Origin of the sequence: Odoribacter sp. N54.MGS-14 (assembly GCF_000980295.1) — a bacterium.
Taxonomy (GTDB): domain Bacteria; phylum Bacteroidota; class Bacteroidia; order Bacteroidales; family Marinifilaceae; genus Odoribacter; species Odoribacter splanchnicus.
This window is the reverse complement of the sequence record NZ_LARL01000004.1, coordinates 45,629-63,819: the sequence shown is the minus strand read 5'-3', so window position 1 is coordinate 63,819 and position 18,191 is coordinate 45,629. Positions and strand designations below refer to the sequence as shown.

Annotated in this window: 8 protein-coding genes; 4 read left to right on the top strand and 4 right to left on the bottom strand. The window is 45.0% G+C overall.

Annotated features, from left to right (window positions below; translation table 11 throughout):
• The first annotated feature begins 9 nt into the window (after window positions 1-9).
• Window positions 10-3,591, top strand: coding sequence for a SusC/RagA family TonB-linked outer membrane protein (locus WS42_RS01505; RefSeq protein WP_046450675.1), 3,582 nt, complete (start codon window positions 10-12; stop codon window positions 3,589-3,591).
• Window positions 3,592-3,600: 9 nt separating this feature from the next.
• A complete protein-coding gene (locus WS42_RS01500) occupies window positions 3,601-5,100 on the top strand; it encodes a RagB/SusD family nutrient uptake outer membrane protein (RefSeq protein ID WP_217778885.1) in 1,500 nt (499 codons plus the stop codon).
• Window positions 5,101-5,266: 166 nt separating this feature from the next.
• On the opposite strand, the gene ppdK is transcribed toward WS42_RS01500, so the two are convergent.
• Window positions 5,267-7,999 (bottom strand): pyruvate, phosphate dikinase, encoded by a 2,733-nt coding sequence (ppdK, locus tag WS42_RS01495; protein WP_022159297.1) that lies wholly within the window; start codon window positions 7,997-7,999, stop codon window positions 5,267-5,269.
• Window positions 8,000-8,215: 216 nt separating this feature from the next.
• The gene (locus tag WS42_RS01490; protein WP_286728082.1) at window positions 8,216-10,843 is read right to left on the bottom strand and encodes a TonB-dependent receptor plug domain-containing protein; all 2,628 of its coding nucleotides are present in this window, start codon (window positions 10,841-10,843) and stop codon (window positions 8,216-8,218) included.
• Window positions 10,844-10,914: 71 nt separating this feature from the next.
• Between WS42_RS01490 and mnmL the strand changes: the two genes are divergently transcribed.
• Both mnmL and WS42_RS01480 read left to right on the top strand, forming a co-directional pair.
• Window positions 10,915-11,862 (top strand): tRNA modification radical SAM protein MnmL/YtqA, encoded by a 948-nt coding sequence (mnmL, locus tag WS42_RS01485; protein ID WP_046402853.1) that lies wholly within the window; start codon window positions 10,915-10,917, stop codon window positions 11,860-11,862.
• 71 nt (window positions 11,863-11,933) lie between these two features.
• Entirely contained in the window at window positions 11,934-12,428 is a 495-nt protein-coding gene (locus WS42_RS01480; protein ID WP_013613761.1) for a prolyl-tRNA synthetase associated domain-containing protein, read from the top strand.
• Window positions 12,429-12,447: 19 nt separating this feature from the next.
• Here WS42_RS01480 and WS42_RS01475 read toward each other — a convergent pair whose 3' ends face one another.
• Together WS42_RS01475 and WS42_RS01470 are read right to left on the bottom strand one after the other, a co-directional pair.
• On the bottom strand, window positions 12,448-13,827 hold the full coding sequence (locus WS42_RS01475) for an aminopeptidase P family protein (RefSeq protein WP_022159293.1): 1,380 nt from the start codon (window positions 13,825-13,827) through the stop codon (window positions 12,448-12,450).
• 35 nt (window positions 13,828-13,862) lie between these two features.
• The gene (locus WS42_RS01470) at window positions 13,863-17,882 is read right to left on the bottom strand and encodes a hybrid sensor histidine kinase/response regulator transcription factor (RefSeq protein WP_162613239.1); all 4,020 of its coding nucleotides are present in this window, start codon (window positions 17,880-17,882) and stop codon (window positions 13,863-13,865) included.
• Window positions 17,883-18,191: the final 309 nt, after the last annotated feature.

Sequence of the window (18,191 nt, the reverse complement as noted above, 5' to 3'; positions counted from 1 at the left end):
TACAAAATTATGAAAAAAAAGCAGATTTATTTTTCTTCCGGAGGAGGAAAATTGAGGAAAATGACGTTAATCATGAAAATGACGGTTATCTTTTTGTTGTGCGCTAATTTAGTGATGGCTACCGAATCTTTTGGACAGGAAAAGTATTCTTTTTCTTTGAATCGGGTGACATTGGAGGAAGCCTTGAATCAAATATTGCAGAATTCCGGATATTATATCGTTTATACGGTAAACGATATCCGTAAGATTGCCGATGTTTCTCTGAATATGGAACAAGTCACTATAGAGCAGGCTTTGGATCGGGTGTTGTCGCTGAATGGATTGAAGTACACGGTCAGTGAAAATGCAATCGTTATTGCTAAGGATGCTTCGGCGGTAAAAAATTTGCAGAGTGAACAGATGAAAGTGCAAGGTACGGTAAGGGATGAAAAGGGCTTGCCTTTGCCGGGGGCTTCTGTTTATTTGAAGGCAGAAAATACCTTGGGGGTAACTACCGATATCGGAGGACATTTTGAATTTAAAGTACCTGCCGGCTTGAAGGGGAAGGTGGTATTGGTGATTTCTTTCATCGGGATGGAGACAGTGGAGCTTCCTTTAGACGGGCGTGAACATTATGAGATATCGATGAAACCGGAAATAACTTCTTTGGATGACGTACTGATCACCGGCTATCAGACGATTTCCCGGGAACGTGCGACGGGAGCGTTCGATATCGTCGACAAGCGGCAGTTGGAAAAACCGGCTTCCGATTTATCATCCCGGCTGATCGGAACTACAGCAGGCGTTCAGGCTACTCTGACAGAAGATGGAAAAGCCAGTCTGGAAATCCGGGGACGCTCGAGCTTGAATGCCAACGCTCAACCGCTGATTGTCGTGGACGGTTTCCCTGTGGAAGGAGGATTCGAAACGATTAATCCGAATGACGTGGAAAGCGTTTCTATACTAAAAGATGCTGCAGCTGCTTCAATTTGGGGAGCCAGATCCGGTAACGGCGTGATTGTGGTCACTACCCGCAAAGCGGCCAAAGGAGATAAACTGAATGTCGCCTTTAATACTTTTTTGCGCTTCCGGCAGAAAATAGATTTGGATTATGCCAATCCTACTGCCGCTTCTGCAGATCAGATCCGCTACGAAGAAATGATTTTCGGAAAATATGGGGTTGCTTTGAATGAAGGGATTTTCTCAGAAGATGATGTGGCCGGAAAATGCTATACCTTAGCACAAATCGCTTTGAATGAAGCCCGGCTGGGAAATATTTCCGAAGACACGAAAAGGCTCCGTTTACAGGAATTGCAGGAGACGGATTATAAGGATGACGTTTATAAACATTTGTTGAGAAATCCTTTTTTGCAGCAATACAATTTATCCGTATCCGGAGGAGGAGAAAGAGTCGGTGTCATGACGTCGTTATTGTATGAAAAAGACAAAACCCATTATATTGGTACACAGGATGAAAAATATATGCTCAATATGCGGATGAACAGCGATATTTGCAAGTGGCTGAAATTAGATATTTCCGGAATGTTCCAATATGTGAAAAAGCAGAATAACGGAGCCGTCCTCCATGCATCCGATGAAAACGATATCGCGATAAGCGATCTTTCTCCTTATGAACACCTGACAAACCGGGACGGTTCTTATACACATATTGTCCGCGACTATTACCTGCCGGCCATGGAGCGGTTGGTCGGTAATGGCTTTCCTTATTCCGACTGGTTTTATAATCCTTTACAGGAAATCAGAAGCCGTGACCGTTCGACTAAGGACATCAAGGCCCGTTTCCAGGCTGCACTGACCCTGAAATTATGGGAAGGCTTGAATTTCTCCTCTTCGTTACAATATGAGATTTTTAATTCCAAAAGGCGGGATCTTTACAAAGAGGATTCCTGGGTAGTGAAAAATCCGGTGAATTATTATACCGAATATAACGATGCAACAGGAGTCGTCGGGAAATCGGCCTATCCGACAGGGCAGTTTCTGGACCAATATACTTCGGAAATGCAAGGGTATACTTTTAGGAATCAGGTAAATTTTAACCGGACTTTCAGGAGACATGATTTTAATGTTGTGTTAGGAACCGAATTACGGCATCGCCGGACAACTTCCTATACCTCTCCCCGGGTATACGGCTACAATGACGAGACGCTGACTTCCAAACTTTTCCCTAACGGAACCGGTAAGCTGGCGATAAAAGACCTCTTCGGGAATACGATTACAGTCGATGATTATGCAAGTACCTTTACATTTAACACCGATCGTTTCTTTTCTCTATATGGCAATGCCGCTTATACTTTCGATAATAAATACACGATCAGTGGGAGCGTCCGGACAGATGCGTCGAATTTTATTACGGACGATCCTAAATATCGTTATGCTCCTTTTTGGTCTGTGGGAGGAATGTGGAATCTGGGACAGGAAAGTTTTATGAGCGATTATTTGTTTATCGATTGGCTGCGTCTGCGTTTGACCTATGGGTACAATGGAAATGTAGACACTTCTACCTCGTTTAAACCTTTGGTGAGTATCGGTTCGGTTGAGAATGTTTATAAACATGAGATTACCGGTAGTATTGCGAGTTTTGGAAATCCCGAACTTCGCTGGGAAAAGGTCGGGAGTGTAGATATCGGAATCGATTATTCTTTCTGGGGAGGTAAACTGGCCGGAAAACTGGATTATTACCGGAAGTACAGTAAAGATCTGATCGCGACGATTTCTATTTCTTCGGCCAACGGGACAACCAGTCAAAAGTTGAATAATGCGGAAATGCTGAACAGTGGGATCGAACTGGAAGTAGGAAGCCAGCTCGATATTATAGGAAAAGATATCCAATGGTATGGTAATGTCAACTATGCTTATAATTTGAACCGGATAGAAAGATTATTTGTTACCGATAATAGTGCAAAGACTTATTTGAGGGGTGACTTTAAAGAGGGGGAAAATGCCAGTACGATATATGCCTGGCATTATGCCGGGGTAAATAAGGACGGTATCCCTTGTGTGGAGGAAGGGAGTAGCCCTGACGGTTTGAGGCCGATGAACACCGTTTACGACAATACTTCGGATGCAACCGGCTGGCTCAGGTCACAGGGCGTAAAGGTGGCTCCCCATATTATGGGGCTGACTACCGGTTTTAAGGTTTATAATTTCGATCTTTCTTTGATTGTTACCGGAAAATTCGGTCATAAATTCAAACGTTCTTCTTTCAATTATCCGACGATGGGAACGACCGGAACTTCGAAAATCTGGGTACATAAAGATGTAAGTAAATTATTGGACGGGGATAAGGCTATGCCTCCTTTGCTGACGGATACCGAAGACTCCAATCAAATGTATTACGATAGTTATTATACGGATGCGATGAATTATCTGTACCACAATGCCAATCATATTCGTTTTCAGGAATTGAATCTGACCTGGCATATCCCGGAAGTCTGGTTACAGAAAATAGGTTTCCGGACCGCTGCCGTTTATGGACAGATCAATAATCTGGGTTTGATTACAGCGAATAAATATAAAAATGATCCGGAATTTCCGGAGGGTACGGTCAAACCGGAGCGTTCTTTTATTGTTGGGGTAAAATTTAATTTTTAAAAAAAGGATATGGAAAGATATATAAAAATTGCAGGAGGAAAAATGAGAATGATTTTATGCCTTCTGGTATGGATGTTGGTCGGAGCTGCTTGTGACAGCTTTTTGGATATAGCTCCTTCGAAAAAGACAAATATCGAGCTGTCGAAAGTGGAACATCTGGATGCTTTGTTGGCTGCAATCAATACGACAACCGGCAATACCAGCCTGGTGTTAAGTCCGGATATTACGGAAATTTCAACGGATTTGTACGATAAAACCAATAACGGAGCTCCGTTTTATCAGCATGGTATCGCTTATTATCTGTGGATGAATCAGGAGGTGGCCGATTTATCGGGTTCCGGAACCTGGAGTAGTGCTTATAAAAATATTTTTACGGCAAATACGGTATTGGAAAATTTGAGTTGGGTGACAGGAGATGAGGCCTTGAAGGCTGATTTGAAGGCTGAAGCTCATTTTATCCGTGCTTTTCAGAATTGGGAATTGCTGAATACTTATTGTCTTCCCTATAGCCCGGAAAATATGAAAGAACCGGGAATACCTCATAAGACATCCACCAGTTTCGAGCAGTCGTTGGTCCGGATGAATCTGGAGGAATCTTATCGTTTTGTCGAGGAAGATTTGAAAGAAGCACTCAAAATTACGGTCGATAATGTTAATCGGCGGTGGCGGGTAAGTATTCCTGCCGTTCATAGTTTTCTGGCCCGCTTTTATCTTTTCTGCCATGATTACGATCAGGCATTGAAATATGCAGATTTGGCTCTTCAGGCAGATGCCCGGCTGGTGGATTATAATACGGAAATGTATTATGGAAATGAACAGAGCTCCAGTCAGGGATTACTACAAGTACCTTATCTGTGGTGGGAATCCATTTCCGATCCTTCTGTAAAATTAGAGTGGGCGGAATTTTATTATCAGTATTTCCTTTCAGCTTCCTGTGCCTATTTCTGTCCTAGCCGGGAGATGCTGAAATTGTATGATACGGAAAATGATTTGCGGTATAAATATTTGATGTGTGAGAATTTTTCATGGAGACATAATATCAAATATACTTATCCCGGATACCTCTATTTCAGAACCAGTATACCTTATGGAACTACGGTACAGGAAATGATACTTACGAAAGCGGAATGCCTGGCTCGTCAGGGAAAGTTTCAGCAAGCCATGGAAACGGTGAATATATTGCGGGCTAAAAGGATTGCACCCGGACCGGAGGTTAAGTTGTCGGCAGCGACAAAGGAAGAAGCTATTGCGAAAATTCTGGAAGAGAGAGTACGGGAGCTGACCTGGGGACTGAGGTGGTTCGATATCCGGCGGTTGAATTACAACGAAACGACTTTGGATGATGTGAACCTGAAACGTATATTCTATTCACATGACGGTTTGATTGTAAATAAAGAATCCCAGCCGATAGAGTATCGGTTGGAATTAAAAGATCGTCGGTTTGCCGAACCTATAAACAGTAATGAGATTTATCTGAGCCGAGGTCAAATTCAACAGAATACTTATTGAGGATTATTCTTTATCATTATTAAAAAAGAGGGTGTCCAAAAAGGCAAAATACCCCCTTGTAGAATCGGATATTTGATTTCAGTCTCCAATAGGGATACGAATAAATCGAGGGTGCCAAATACTTTTTGGACACCCTCTTGATATTTAAGCTTGTAATAAATTCTTATTACTTACCTGCATGCATAATAGCAGCCTGCGCCGCAGCTACGCGGGCGATGGGCACGCGGAACGGTGAACAGCTGACATAGTTCATACCTACTGAGTCGCAGAAGATGACGGATGAAGGTTCTCCACCGTGTTCTCCACAGATACCTACTTTCAGGTCTGCATTAGTCTTACGACCCAGTTTCACACCCATTTCAACCAGACGGCCTACACCTTCCTGATCCAATACAGCGAACGGATCGGTTTTCAGGATACCTTTCCTGATGTATTCCGGTAAGAATTTACCGGCGTCGTCACGGGAGTAACCGAAGGTCATCTGAGTCAGGTCGTTGGTACCGAATGAGAAGAATTCGGCTACTTCGGCGATCTGATCTGCGGTGATAGCGGCACGCGGGATTTCGATCATCGTACCTACTTTGTAATCTACTTTAACGCCTTTTTCTTCGAATACCATAGCTGCAACACGGTTGATGATTTCAGCCTGCTGTTTCAGTTCTTTCACAGTACCTACCAAAGGAACCATAATTTCCGGACGAGGATCCAGACCACGCAGTTTCAGGTTACAAGCTGCTTCGATGATCGCACGGGCCTGCATTTCGGTGATTTCCGGATAGGTAACTCCCAAACGGCAGCCACGATGACCCAGCATCGGGTTGAATTCGTGCAGTGCATCTACTTTTTCTTTGATACGTTCTACCGGAATTCCCAGTTTCTGAGCCATATATTGTTGTGAAGCCGGTTCGTTCGGAGTAAATTCGTGTAAAGGTGGGTCGAGCAGACGGATGGTAACCCCCAGTCCGTTCATGGCTTCGAGGATACCTTCGAAGTCTCCCCGCTGCATCGGCAGGATCTTGTTCAGTGCATCGCGGCGTCCTTCTACCGTGTCGGACAGGATCATTTCACGCATAGCGTCGATACGGTGTCCTTCGAAGAACATATGTTCTGTACGGCAAAGTCCGACACCTTTGGCTCCGAAGTCACGGGCTTTACGGGCGTCTTTCGGGGTATCGGCATTAGTACGTACATACATACGGGTATATTTTTCAGCCAGATTCATGATGGCCGTGAAGTCTTCGTCTAATGTTGCATCTTCTGTTTCTACTTTTCCTAAGTAAACTTCACCGGTAGAACCGTTCAGGGAAATCCAGTCGCCTTCTTTGATGATTGTTCCGTTTACGGAGAAATTACGTTTTGCATAATCGACTACGATATCTCCTGCTCCGGATACACAACATTTACCCATACCACGGGCAACGACAGCTGCATGAGAAGTCATACCACCGCGTGCGGTCAGGATTCCTTCGGATACGTTCATTCCCCGCAGGTCTTCGGGAGAAGTTTCCTGGCGTACCAGAACCACTTTTTCGCCTCTGTTTTTCCATTCTTCGGCTTCGTCGGCGAAGAATACGACACGCCCGCAGGCAGCACCCGGAGAAGCCGGCAGACCTTTGGTAATAACGTGAGCTTTTTTCAGAGCTTCTTTATTGAATACCGGATGGAGCAGCTCGTCCAATTTAGCCGGTTCCTGACGCAACAGAGCTGTTTTTTCATCGATCATACCTTGTTTCAGCATATCGACAGCCATTTTCACCATAGCGGCTCCGGTACGTTTTCCGTTACGGGTCTGCAACATCCACAGCTTACCGTCCTGGATGGTGAATTCCATATCCTGCATATCGTGGAAGTGGTCTTCCAGTTTTTCCTGTACAGCGTTCAGATCGGCATAAGCCTGAGGCATAGCTTCTTCCAACGAAGGATATTTAGAAGCACGTTCTTCTTCGGAAATACCCTGCAGTTTAGCCCAACGGCGTGAACCCTCGATGGTGATTTCCTGCGGTGTACGGATACCGGCTACAACGTCTTCCCCCTGTGCATTGATCAGGTATTCTCCGTTGAAGATGTCCTCTCCGGTTGCTGCGTCGCGGCTGAAAGCAACACCGGTAGCCGAATTGTTACCCATGTTACCGTAAACCATAGACTGTACGTTAACAGCAGTACCCCATTCTTCCGGGATCTGGTTCAACTGACGGTACAGAACGGCACGTTCGGTCATCCATGAATCGAATACGGCACAGATGGCTCCCCACAGCTGTTCCCACGGACAAGTCGGGAAATCTTTGCCGGTTTTGGTTTTGACTACTTTTTTGAAGTTTTCGACCAATACCTGCAAATCTTCAACGGTAAATTCAGTATCTTGTTTGATATGTTTGGCTTCTTTCAGCTTGTCGATTTCAACTTCGAACGGATTGTGCTCGCCTTTTGCTGCTGCTACACCCATTACAACATCGCCGTACATCTGAATAAAACGACGGTAAGAGTCCCAGGCAAAACGGGCATTTCCTGATTTTTCTGCCAGTAATTTTACGGCATCGTCATTCAATCCCAGGTTCAGCACGGTGTCCATCATACCTGGCATAGAAACACGGGCACCGGAACGTACGGATACCATCAACGGGAAAGCCTCTCCTTTGGAACCGAATTTTGCATTCATGATTTTTTCCATGTGTGCAATACCGGCTTTAACGTCGTTTTCTATTAATTTTACAACAGCATCTTTACCTTTCTGGTTGTAAAGTGTACAAACTTCAGTGGTAATCGTGAAACCTGCAGGTACAGGCAGGCCGATCAGGTTCATCTCCGCCAGGTTGGCGCCTTTACCACCGAGCAGATTTTTCATGTCTGCCTTGCCTTCTGCTTTTCCGTCTCCGAATGTGTAAACGTACTTCGTACTCATATTTCTGTTAGATTTGATTTATTTCCCTGAGAGGGAAGGTTTATTATTATGATATTGTTTTTATAAACTATTGATATACAATAAACTGAAAGCCACGCGAGCTTGCGTATTCAGAGTTGCAAATATAGAATATTTTTTGTTATTATAAAAATCGGCTTCTATTTTTATAATGATCTATTACTCAAACGTTTTCAATTTTGAATTCTTGGCTCTTTATCATTCCCTCCGGATTGTCGTTTGCCGGTATACCGGTTCCCCGTTTTTCCCCAATCCTTCGACGGTGATGGTATAACTGCCGGCCATGTCGGAAGTGAAAAAAGAGAGGGAAGTCTGCCCGGATGAATCGATCGGGACGACCGGTTGCCAATAAATCGTGCTGCGGTAATCGATTTCGGGAGCTTTGAGTATTTCCGGGTCGTTGTATTGGGGCATGTAGAATTCATCCGGTTCGGAGTAACCTAAAGGAATGAATTTGATCAACCCTGGAGTGGCTTTGGGGGTGAAATGGCCATGTTTGGTATTGATGACAATCACACCGCCGGCACCGCCTTGGGCCATGAAGAAAGTCAGCCGGGCTCCGTCGCGGATGACTCCCAGATTGTCCACATCCTCCGGCATCACTGCGTTCAGCATGTCTTCGGTCTGTGGCAATCCGTCGATCATGAACAGAGGCGTACTTCCGTTGCGGGCCATCGTCACTTTGGTACCGGAGACAATAACACCCGGAAGACGGGATAATAGTTGATAGATACTGGAAGTATTGAATTTATTCAATTCTTCCTGGCCCAGGATGTAATCCGTCATATCTGTGTATTGGCCTTCGTATTTGTGTTGTACGCTTTCCGGACGGTGACGTAATACGACCGCTTCGTCGAGAATATAGACTTTCACACCGTTCTGGTAGAAATAACTACCTTTGAACTGGTCCATAAATTCTTCTTTGCCCAGCGGTTTATTTTCCCGGGGGATTGTAAAATGGGTGACGGGATCTTTAAATAATCGGGGAGTGATAGTTATATCTACCATTTTTCCTCCTTTTTCTTTGTAGCCACGCATCAGAAAAATCGTACTATCGCGGAAATCCAGATCCCGGATGATGAATTCTCCGTTTTCGTTCGACTTCACTTCTCCCAATGTATTTTCACCGGGGATAAAGATTTGTACACTGGCATTCGCCATCGGCTTATTGCTATAATTGGTGATTTTTCCCCGGATTTCTTGTCCCTGTTCAAGCTTGAAAGTGGCTTTAGAAGGTGTGGCAGTCAGGAATTTCCCGATCTCATAACGGGTCCAGCCATGAGTGAGCATGAGGAGATCGATGTGTTCGGGAGTTTCCCGACTATAACTTCCCGGGGCTTCGATGTGCCCTTTGAGGTCGGAGGTCAGGAGCAGATAACTGACGATATTGTCCGATAGGGTGTCACGGGGAACCATCGTATTGTCCGTAACAGAGAGAGAAAAACTGCCTTCGAGGGGGTGCTCGCCGATGTCTGTAAACTGTAGTGTCAGGTTTACTTTTTCCCGTCTGTCGTATTTTTCTTTATCGGTCCGGAGTTGTAATACAGGTTGCGGATCCGGCTTTATAAAATAAGAACGCTGGCTGTAAATGTGTGAGTCGGCATCGGCTAGTACGAACTGCACGGTACCACCGGGCAGGGAGTTCAGGGGTAAGGCTCCCACGAAATCGTCTTTTGCCGGTAGCACGCCTAACAGACGTCCTCTGGAGTGCATAACGATATAAATCGTTTTCCCTGCAGGAAAATGAATTCCTTTTTTGACAGCAAGGATCAGGTGGTTGTCCTGAGGATAAACCTGCAAGGCCAGATTTTCCGCTTGGGGAATCTGCAAGTCGACTCTTTTTTCCCGGTTTGTGGCGGTATGTACCAGGGCATAGTAGCGTTCGCCCGGCTGGGTGGTCAGTTCCAGGGTTCCCATTCCCCGGTGAAAGGTTGAAAAAGAAACGACTTCCTGTTCCTTACTATTGTAAATTTTTCCCTCGGCAGCTATCGAACGTCCGTTTGCATCCAGTGCCTTAAAGGCGACGGTTTGCGTGGTGCCCGCTAATAAATTACCGCCTTCCGGGAAGAATTGAAAGTCGAAGTCGTCGGAAAGATTCAATAAAGGGATTTCTCTTGAAAAAGCAAAAGGCAAGTCCGTCGGGAACGCTACCTGAATCCGGTCGATACTGTCGCTGACCGGATATTGTAAAGTGGCGGATCCTTGTTCATCGGTTTTCAAGGTAGTCTTGTTTACCGCTAGTTTATGACGGTAGGTCGTGATTTTCAGACGTTGATGAACATAAGGTTTGCCGGCATTATCGATTAGGGTGAGCGTCGTCCGGATTGCATTGTCCTGACGGCTGCTTGCCGTGTGAATGTTTACTTCATTCACTGTACTGACGATCTGTATATTTTTTTTGAAGAAAAAATCTTCTTCGTTATTTTGCATCCAGTTGGTAAAGACACGCAGGCAATACTCTCCCGGAGGGGTGGTGGATGGAATTGTCAAATTGCCATAAAAACAAGAATCGGTCTGTTTTATTTGGATACGTTTTAAAATCGAATCCTGACGGTTGATGAGTTCGAGATAGATAAATTTACTTAATTGGGTCGGGATATGATAGCTGGCATCTACGCAGTAGGCTCTGAACCAAATATTTTCGCCGGCAGAGTAGGTCGGTTTATCGGTATGTAGATAAATTTTTTCCTGGGGGTTGAAATTGAAATAGTTGTTGAAACATTGTTCGATGTATGAAGGAAAAGCATCTTCGGTTTGAGCTCCGACGGGACGGAAAAGAAAGATCAGCATGATCGTGAACATGCCCGTGCAGATTGTTTTCATCATTTATTGTTTGTGGTTACGGGAACAAAATTAAGAAATAAAATGATATTTTTGTTCTGCTAAAGAGAAAATGCATGAAGCCAACAGAGAGTCGGAAACGGTACAATGATTATCCCGCTTATTTCAAAGAATTATTTGGAGAACGGGTGCAAAAATTGTCTATCGACGGTGGATTTACTTGTCCGAACCGGGATGGGAAAAAAGGGACCGGTGGTTGTACGTTTTGTAATAATGAGAGTTTTAATCCGGGTTATTGCCGGGCTGTGTCGGGGATATCCCGACAGATCGGGGAGGGAAGGGCCTTTTTTGCCCGAAAGTATATCGGTCAGAAGTATCTGGCTTATTTTCAGGCTTATTCGAATACCTATGCTCCTTTGGAAGAGTTACGGCAAAAGTATGAGGAGGCGTTGACTTGTCCCGATGTAGTGGGATTGGTGATCGCTACCCGTCCGGATGCTGTGACCGATGACGTATTGGATTATATTGCCGGATTGTCCCGGCGTTGTTATGTTTGTGTAGAGTATGGAGTCGAATCTGCAAATGATGAAGTTTTGCGAACGGTCAACCGGGGACATACTTTTGCCGAAGCTGAGGAAGCGATACGGAAAACGGCTGAGAGAGGTATCCGGATAGGAGCTCATTTGATTTTCGGCTTACCCGGAGAGAGCCGGGAGTCTATGTTGGAGGGGGCGGTCCGTGTGTGCGATCTGCCGATTCAGGTATTGAAGCTACATCAGTTGCAGATTGTCCGGGGAACGGCGATGGCCGAACAATATCTTCGGCATCCGGAGGTTTTCAGGTTGTATAGCTATGAAGAATACCTCGATTTTGTAGTGGACGTGATCGGACATATCCGGCCGGATGTTTATCTGGAACGTTTTGTCAATCAATCACCCGAAGAATATCTGATCGCTCCGAAATGGGGGATAAAGAATTATGAGTTTGTGGCTAAACTGGAGAAGAGATTGCGTGAGAGAGGAGAGTGGCAGGGGAGGTGGTATAGGGGGAAAAGTAAAAGGTAAAAAGCTAAAGGTTGAAGGTTTGGGGAAAATGAAGGAGGGGAAAAGAAAAAAGATGAAAAAAATAAAATGAGATGATGATTGGACAGGAAAAAGTGTATGAGACATTGAAAGCTTTGGGTATTGAATTCGATTATCTGGAACATCCTGAGGCACCTACGATCGAGATTGCCCGCCAATATTGGAAAAATTTGGACAGTACACATTGTAAGAATTTGTTTTTCAGGAATCATAAGGGAAACCGGCATTACCTGGTTATTTTTCATTGTGATCGGAATCTGGCGATTCATGATCTGGAACAACTATTAAAACAAGGGAAATTAAGTTTTGCTTCGGAAAAACGGATGGAGAAATACCTGGGGTTGAAGCCGGGATCTGTTAGCCCTTTCGGATTAGTGAACGATACGGAACACCATGTCTATGTTTTCCTTGATGAAAATTTGAAACAAGCCCGGAAATTGTCGTTTCATCCGAATGATAACCGGGCTTCTCTGGCTATAAAGACGGAAGATTTTATCCGTTATATGGATCAGACAGGGAATGGGTATGAGTGGATCAGACTTTATTGATTGGCGCAGTGCGCCAATCCTACTTCATTCCTTCCACCTCCCCGATTGTCATCGGTTTATATTTGCCGAGCCGGCGTGCTCCGTCGGGAGTGATCAGGTAGTCTTCTTCGTTACGGATGCCACTGAAACCTTTCCAGGGTTCCAATTTGTCGTATTGGATAAATTCGCAGAACCGTTTTTCACTTCTCCAATAGTCGATGAGCTCAGGAATAAAATAGATGCCGGGTTCTATGGTAAAGACAAAACCGGGTTCCAGGGGGCGGGCCAGACGGAGCGATTTGAAACCGAACTGTGTACTTTTGGGTTGTCCGTTATATCCTACCCATACTTCGCCTAAATTCTCCATGTCGTGAACATCGAGTCCCATCATGTGGCCGAGTCCGCAGGGAAAGAACAACGCATAAGCACCCGAACGGGCTGCTTCGTCGGGATCTCCTTTCATCAGGCCGATCGATTTCATCCCTTCTGCAATCGTACGGGCGGCAATCAGATGGACCTCTTTGAACGGAATGCCCGGTCTTAGGGCGGCAACTGCGGCCTGATGGGCTTGTAAAGCGATTTGATAGATGGTTTTCTGCTGTTCTGTAAAATGTTTACTTACCGGAATGGTCGACGAGAGGTCGCCGGAATAGTGCATGCCGTTTTCCGCTCCTGCATCCAACAATAACAACTGCCCTTCGTGGAGGATATTACCGTGATAATGATTATGGAGGGTTTGCCCGTTAATGGTGGCAATCACCGGGAAAGACAATTGTCCGCCATTTTGTAAAGCGACTTCTGTCACTGTTGCTGCTATTTCACATTCTTTCATCCCCGGCCGGACAAGTTGCATCGCCCGGATGTGCATATCGGCGGAGATATTTACTGCTTCTTCTATCTCCCTGATCTCCTCGGCCGATTTGTAGTTTCGTTGGCCGACTACAGCCCGGATCAGTTCGGTAGAGGCTCCGGCAACTTGCGCTTCAGGGGCAATCCCCAGTAAACGGAGTAGGGTGACCTGATGTTCACCCCGGTAAGGAGGCAGATAATGGATACGACGTCCCTGCTGTACCGCTTTATTTAAATAATCGCTCAGCTGGGCGGTCGGAGCGGTTGCAGTGATGCCTACTGAAGCACTCTTTTCCCGTATCGTGGGTTGGGTGCCCATCCAGACGATATCGTCGATGGTCAGTTCATCCCCGAAAATAATTTCCCGGTCTTCATCGATATCGATCAGAGCCGAAAGACCGGCATAATCCGAACCGAAAAAATATAAAAAAGTCGAATCCTGACGGAAATGATACGTGTTGTCGGCATAATTCATACCGCTTTCATTGTTGCCGAGAAATAGTAAAATCCCTTTACCGATTTCTTTCTTCAGTCTGTTACGTCTCTGAATGTAAGTTTCTTTGTTGAACATAATCGTATGGTTTTATAAGTAGATATTGGGTTTGGTCAGTTGGTGTTATTGATAAAATCTTTGGGTAATACGCCGAATTGATTTTGGAAACATTTGGCAAAGTAGGAGGGACTGTTAAAGCCGACCATATAACAGATCTCGTTGATCTTATATTCGTTTCCGGCCAGATATTCCGCTGCTTTACGCAGGCGTACCAACCGGATAAATTCATTCGGGGTCAAACCGGTTACTGCCTTTACTTTGGCATACAGAAGGGTACGGCTCATATTGACACTTCGGGTGAGTTGGTCGACGGAAAATTCTGTATTCGAGATATTCTCCTGGATGATCTCGTTCAAACGGTTAAACCATTTTTCGTCGGCCTGTGTTTCGGTCAGGGTATTGATCGGGGTGAAAGGTTTCTCTGAAAAAAGACAACGCAGTTTGTTCCGGTTTTCCAGCAGACTGACCATCTGTGCATACAGATAGCTCACAGATACCGGTTTCTCGATATAGACATCCGCTCCGTTTTCCAGACCGGCGATTTTACTTGCTGTATCCGTGCGTGCTGTGAGCAGGATTACCGGGATATGACTTAGATTGATGTCGCTTTTTATTCGTTTGCATAATTCTATTCCATCCATTACCGGCATCATGACGTCGCTGATGACAATGTCCGGTTTCAGATTTTCCAGTGATTTCAATGCTTCTTCGCCATTTCCGGCCGTGTGGATATGATATCGTTGTCCGATGACACGGGTGAGATAAGAAATAAACTCTTCGTTATCTTCGACAATCAGTACGGTTCCGGCCTTTTTCCCATCTTTGTCGGTCTTCTCTGTTCCGGCAGGTTCGATCGGATCTTCAGCTTTTACTTCCTGGAGTTCTGCTGTTTTATCCGGAGAGGTCACAGAAATAGAAAGGTCGTTTTGTTCGTCCTGGGGAAGCGTGATCCGGAAACGGGTAAACCGGTTTTCTTCGCTTTCCACTTCTATCTTTCCCATCATTCGTTTCACCAACAGGCTGACGATGGCTAGCCCGATACCGAAACCTTTGTTCGGGAGTTGTGGTTTATTGGCCGATTGGTAAAAGAGGTTGAATATTTTTTCTTTCTCCGTAGGTTTGATTCCCGTACCGTTGTCTTCGACTGAGATCGTTACCGTATGTGCTTCAGGATTTTCAGTGAGGGAGACCAGAATACGGTCTTTGGTAAATTTCATGGCATTGGTCAGCAGGTTACTCAACACTTTGGTCAGTGCTTCCCGGTCGGTGCAAATCCGGATCGGTTGTGGAGTATCGTGGGTGAGCTGTATCCCCTTTTGCTGAGCTGCAGGCGTAAAACGCTGTACAGTTTTTTCCACCAGATCATCGATGTCGAACCAGGTGTTTTGGGAGGAAAAAGCTTCTTGTTCGGCTTTCGTAAAATCCAGGATCTGATTTACCAGGTCCAGTAACCGTTCGCTGTTGCGTTTGACGACTTCCAGGTCGTCCCTGATTTCCTCCGGGATATTTTTTTGACGCATGATCTCTTCTACGGGGGCCAGGATCAGCGTTACCGGAGTACGGATTTCATGGGTAATATGGGTGAAGAATCCGATTTTAGCATCGAATAGTTTGCGTTCGTTCTCGTGATGCAAGGCTGCGATCTTATTACGGTGGCGTCGGTTGGTCCGTTGTAATAAAAGTGCATACCCTAAAGCGATCGCTAAAACGATCAGGATACCGTAAACGACTAACATACCGTTCGACAACCACCAGGGTGGAAGAATTGTAATCCGGATTTCTGCTTTTTCGGGATTCCATACCTCGTCGTTATTACAGGCCATCACCTGGAAGGTATAATTCCCCGGGGATAGGTTGGTGTAGGTGGCTATGTTGTTTTGATTGTCCGTGTTGTTCCAGGTTTTATCGAAACCTTTCAACATGTATTTGTATTTGTTTTTACTCGGGGCACAATAGCTGGTCGTTACAAATTCGATAGAGAAAACGGCTTCGTTGTGAGGGAGAATGACCGAGCGCTGACGGTCGATCTGAGCTTGCAGAACCGAATGTTCGCCGATTGTTATATCCTGATTGAAAAGCCGGAAGGCCGTAAAAACAATATGGGGAATCACTTCATTCTTGCGGATACTTTGCGGATGGAAGACATTGAACCCATTGCTGCCGCCGATATAAATCTGTCCACCGGAAGTTTGCAGGCCGGCCTGGTTGGTAAACGGAAGGCAGACGAGTCCGTCTTCCTGATTGTAATAACTGATGGTTCCGTCTGAAGTATTGAACCGGAGTAAACCGGCATTGGTCGTGATCCACAATTCATTATAACTGGAGATGATCGTCTGTATGGTGGTATGGGTACGAAATAACGGATCGGGATGACGGGTAAAGCTATGATCGGCCGGATTGTAGGTATAAAGTCCGTATCCGCCCGTACCGATCCTTAACTTGCCCTGATCGCTGCACAGGCACACGATAGATTGTGGTAAACCGGTCTGATCGTTGGAATGAAATTTGAGGGTACTGGTTTTCAGGTCATAGCTGATCAATCCTTTGCCTTGCGAAGCAAACCAGATCGTGTGGTTGGCGTCTTCGGTGATGTCGGTGATGTAGCTGTTGTATCCCAGATCGGCGATAGTAACGAACGAATTGCTGAAGATATCGTAATATAGGATGCCGGTTTGGGTACCGAACCAGAGCCTGCCTGAGCTGTCTTTGTATATAGCGTATACACTGCCCGGATTCAAGCCCTTGATATTTTTATCCGAATAGTTGGTCACTTTACCGGTAGCTGAATTTAACCGGTACACACCGTGAGCATAAGTCCCGACCCATAATTCATGGTGGTCGCAATATAAGGCGTGCACGCTGAGGTCCGGATTTTTGGCGTCTAAGTATACCGGAGTGAAAGATTGGTCGTGTGGGTTGTAGTTCCAAAGCCCTTTATTATCTGTTCCGATCCATATCGTCCCGTCGGTGTTTTCACAAAAAGAATTGATGACTTTCCCCGGGGCACTTGTTTTGCCCGGTGTATAGCAGAACGTATTGAACCAATTGGTACCCGGCGTAAGATAATTGATACCTCCGGCGTTCGTTCCCACCCAGATACCTCCTTCCCGGTCTTTCAGAATCGAATAGACAATCCCGTCATTTAATCCTTGCGGAAAAAGAACATTGTATCCGATCGTAGAAAAAGTGTTCTCTGCCAGATTATATTGTGTCAGTCCGCTATTGGAACCGATGAGCAATATACCCGGTTGTATTTCGGTAATAAAATGGATATAGGTTATCGGTTCGTCAGCAGGAGGGAGGCAGGCCGTACAGTTGCGGGTTGTTTTATCGTATTTGAAAAGTCCGTTGTCACACAACCAGATATTTCCGAAAGAATCTTCACATAAGGCGTAAATGTAACGGGCTGTATATCCTTTTTGTTTATCTGTAGCATCGATCCGGAAAAAAGAGTCGGTGAAGGGATCGTATTTACATACTCCCTGATCATGAGTGGCTATCCATACTTCTCCGGTGTGGTCGATCAGAATTTTGGTGGTCAGATTGGAAATAAGACTCTTTTCATCGTTGATGTCGTGACTGTAATGTTTGATCTTGCCGTCCGAAGGATTGTAGCGGAAAACACCGCTTCCATAAACCGATATCCAGATTTTTCCCAATTGGTCTTCCTTGATCGAGTAGATGATTTTTTGAGAAAGCCGGTCCGGGATATCCGGTAGATGAAAGGTCGAAAATTTTTCTTCGGATACCCGGTAGCGGAAAACACCGTTCTCAGTACCGATCCAAAGATTACCTTTCGAATCCTCGAATAAAGAATGAATGACATTATTGCCTAAAGAAGCCGTGTCGCCGGGAATATGCCGGAAAGTTTTGAAATGGCGCGAATCGAAGCGATTCAGACCGTCTGAAGTGCCACACCAGATATATCCTGTCCGGTCTTGCAACAAACATTGTACAGCATTACTCGATAAGCCGTTTTCAACCGTATAATGGCGAAATTGGGAAGGAATGCCGAAGGCCGGGGAGAATGAAGCGAACGATAAAAAGAATAAGATAAAGACAAACGTTTTCATAATCATTTGGTTAATAGTGATGTAGCACATGCCCCTCTGGCGGTTTCCTTTTTTTGCTTCAAATTTAAAAAAATTATCATTTGAAGTGTATTTTCGATACTTATATTTTTGTTTTATAAAAAAATGTTTTTATCTTTGAGATGTTTATTCGATGATTATGCTAAATGAAATTCGCATATTGCAGAACCGTTCCTACAAAGGACTTTTTGAATGCTGGTTATATTAGCGTATTCTTTTCTTTGTCCTGAATCCGAAGGACAATTTTTCTCTGTGTTTTTTTTATCTTGAGAGTGAGATAAATTTTATTAT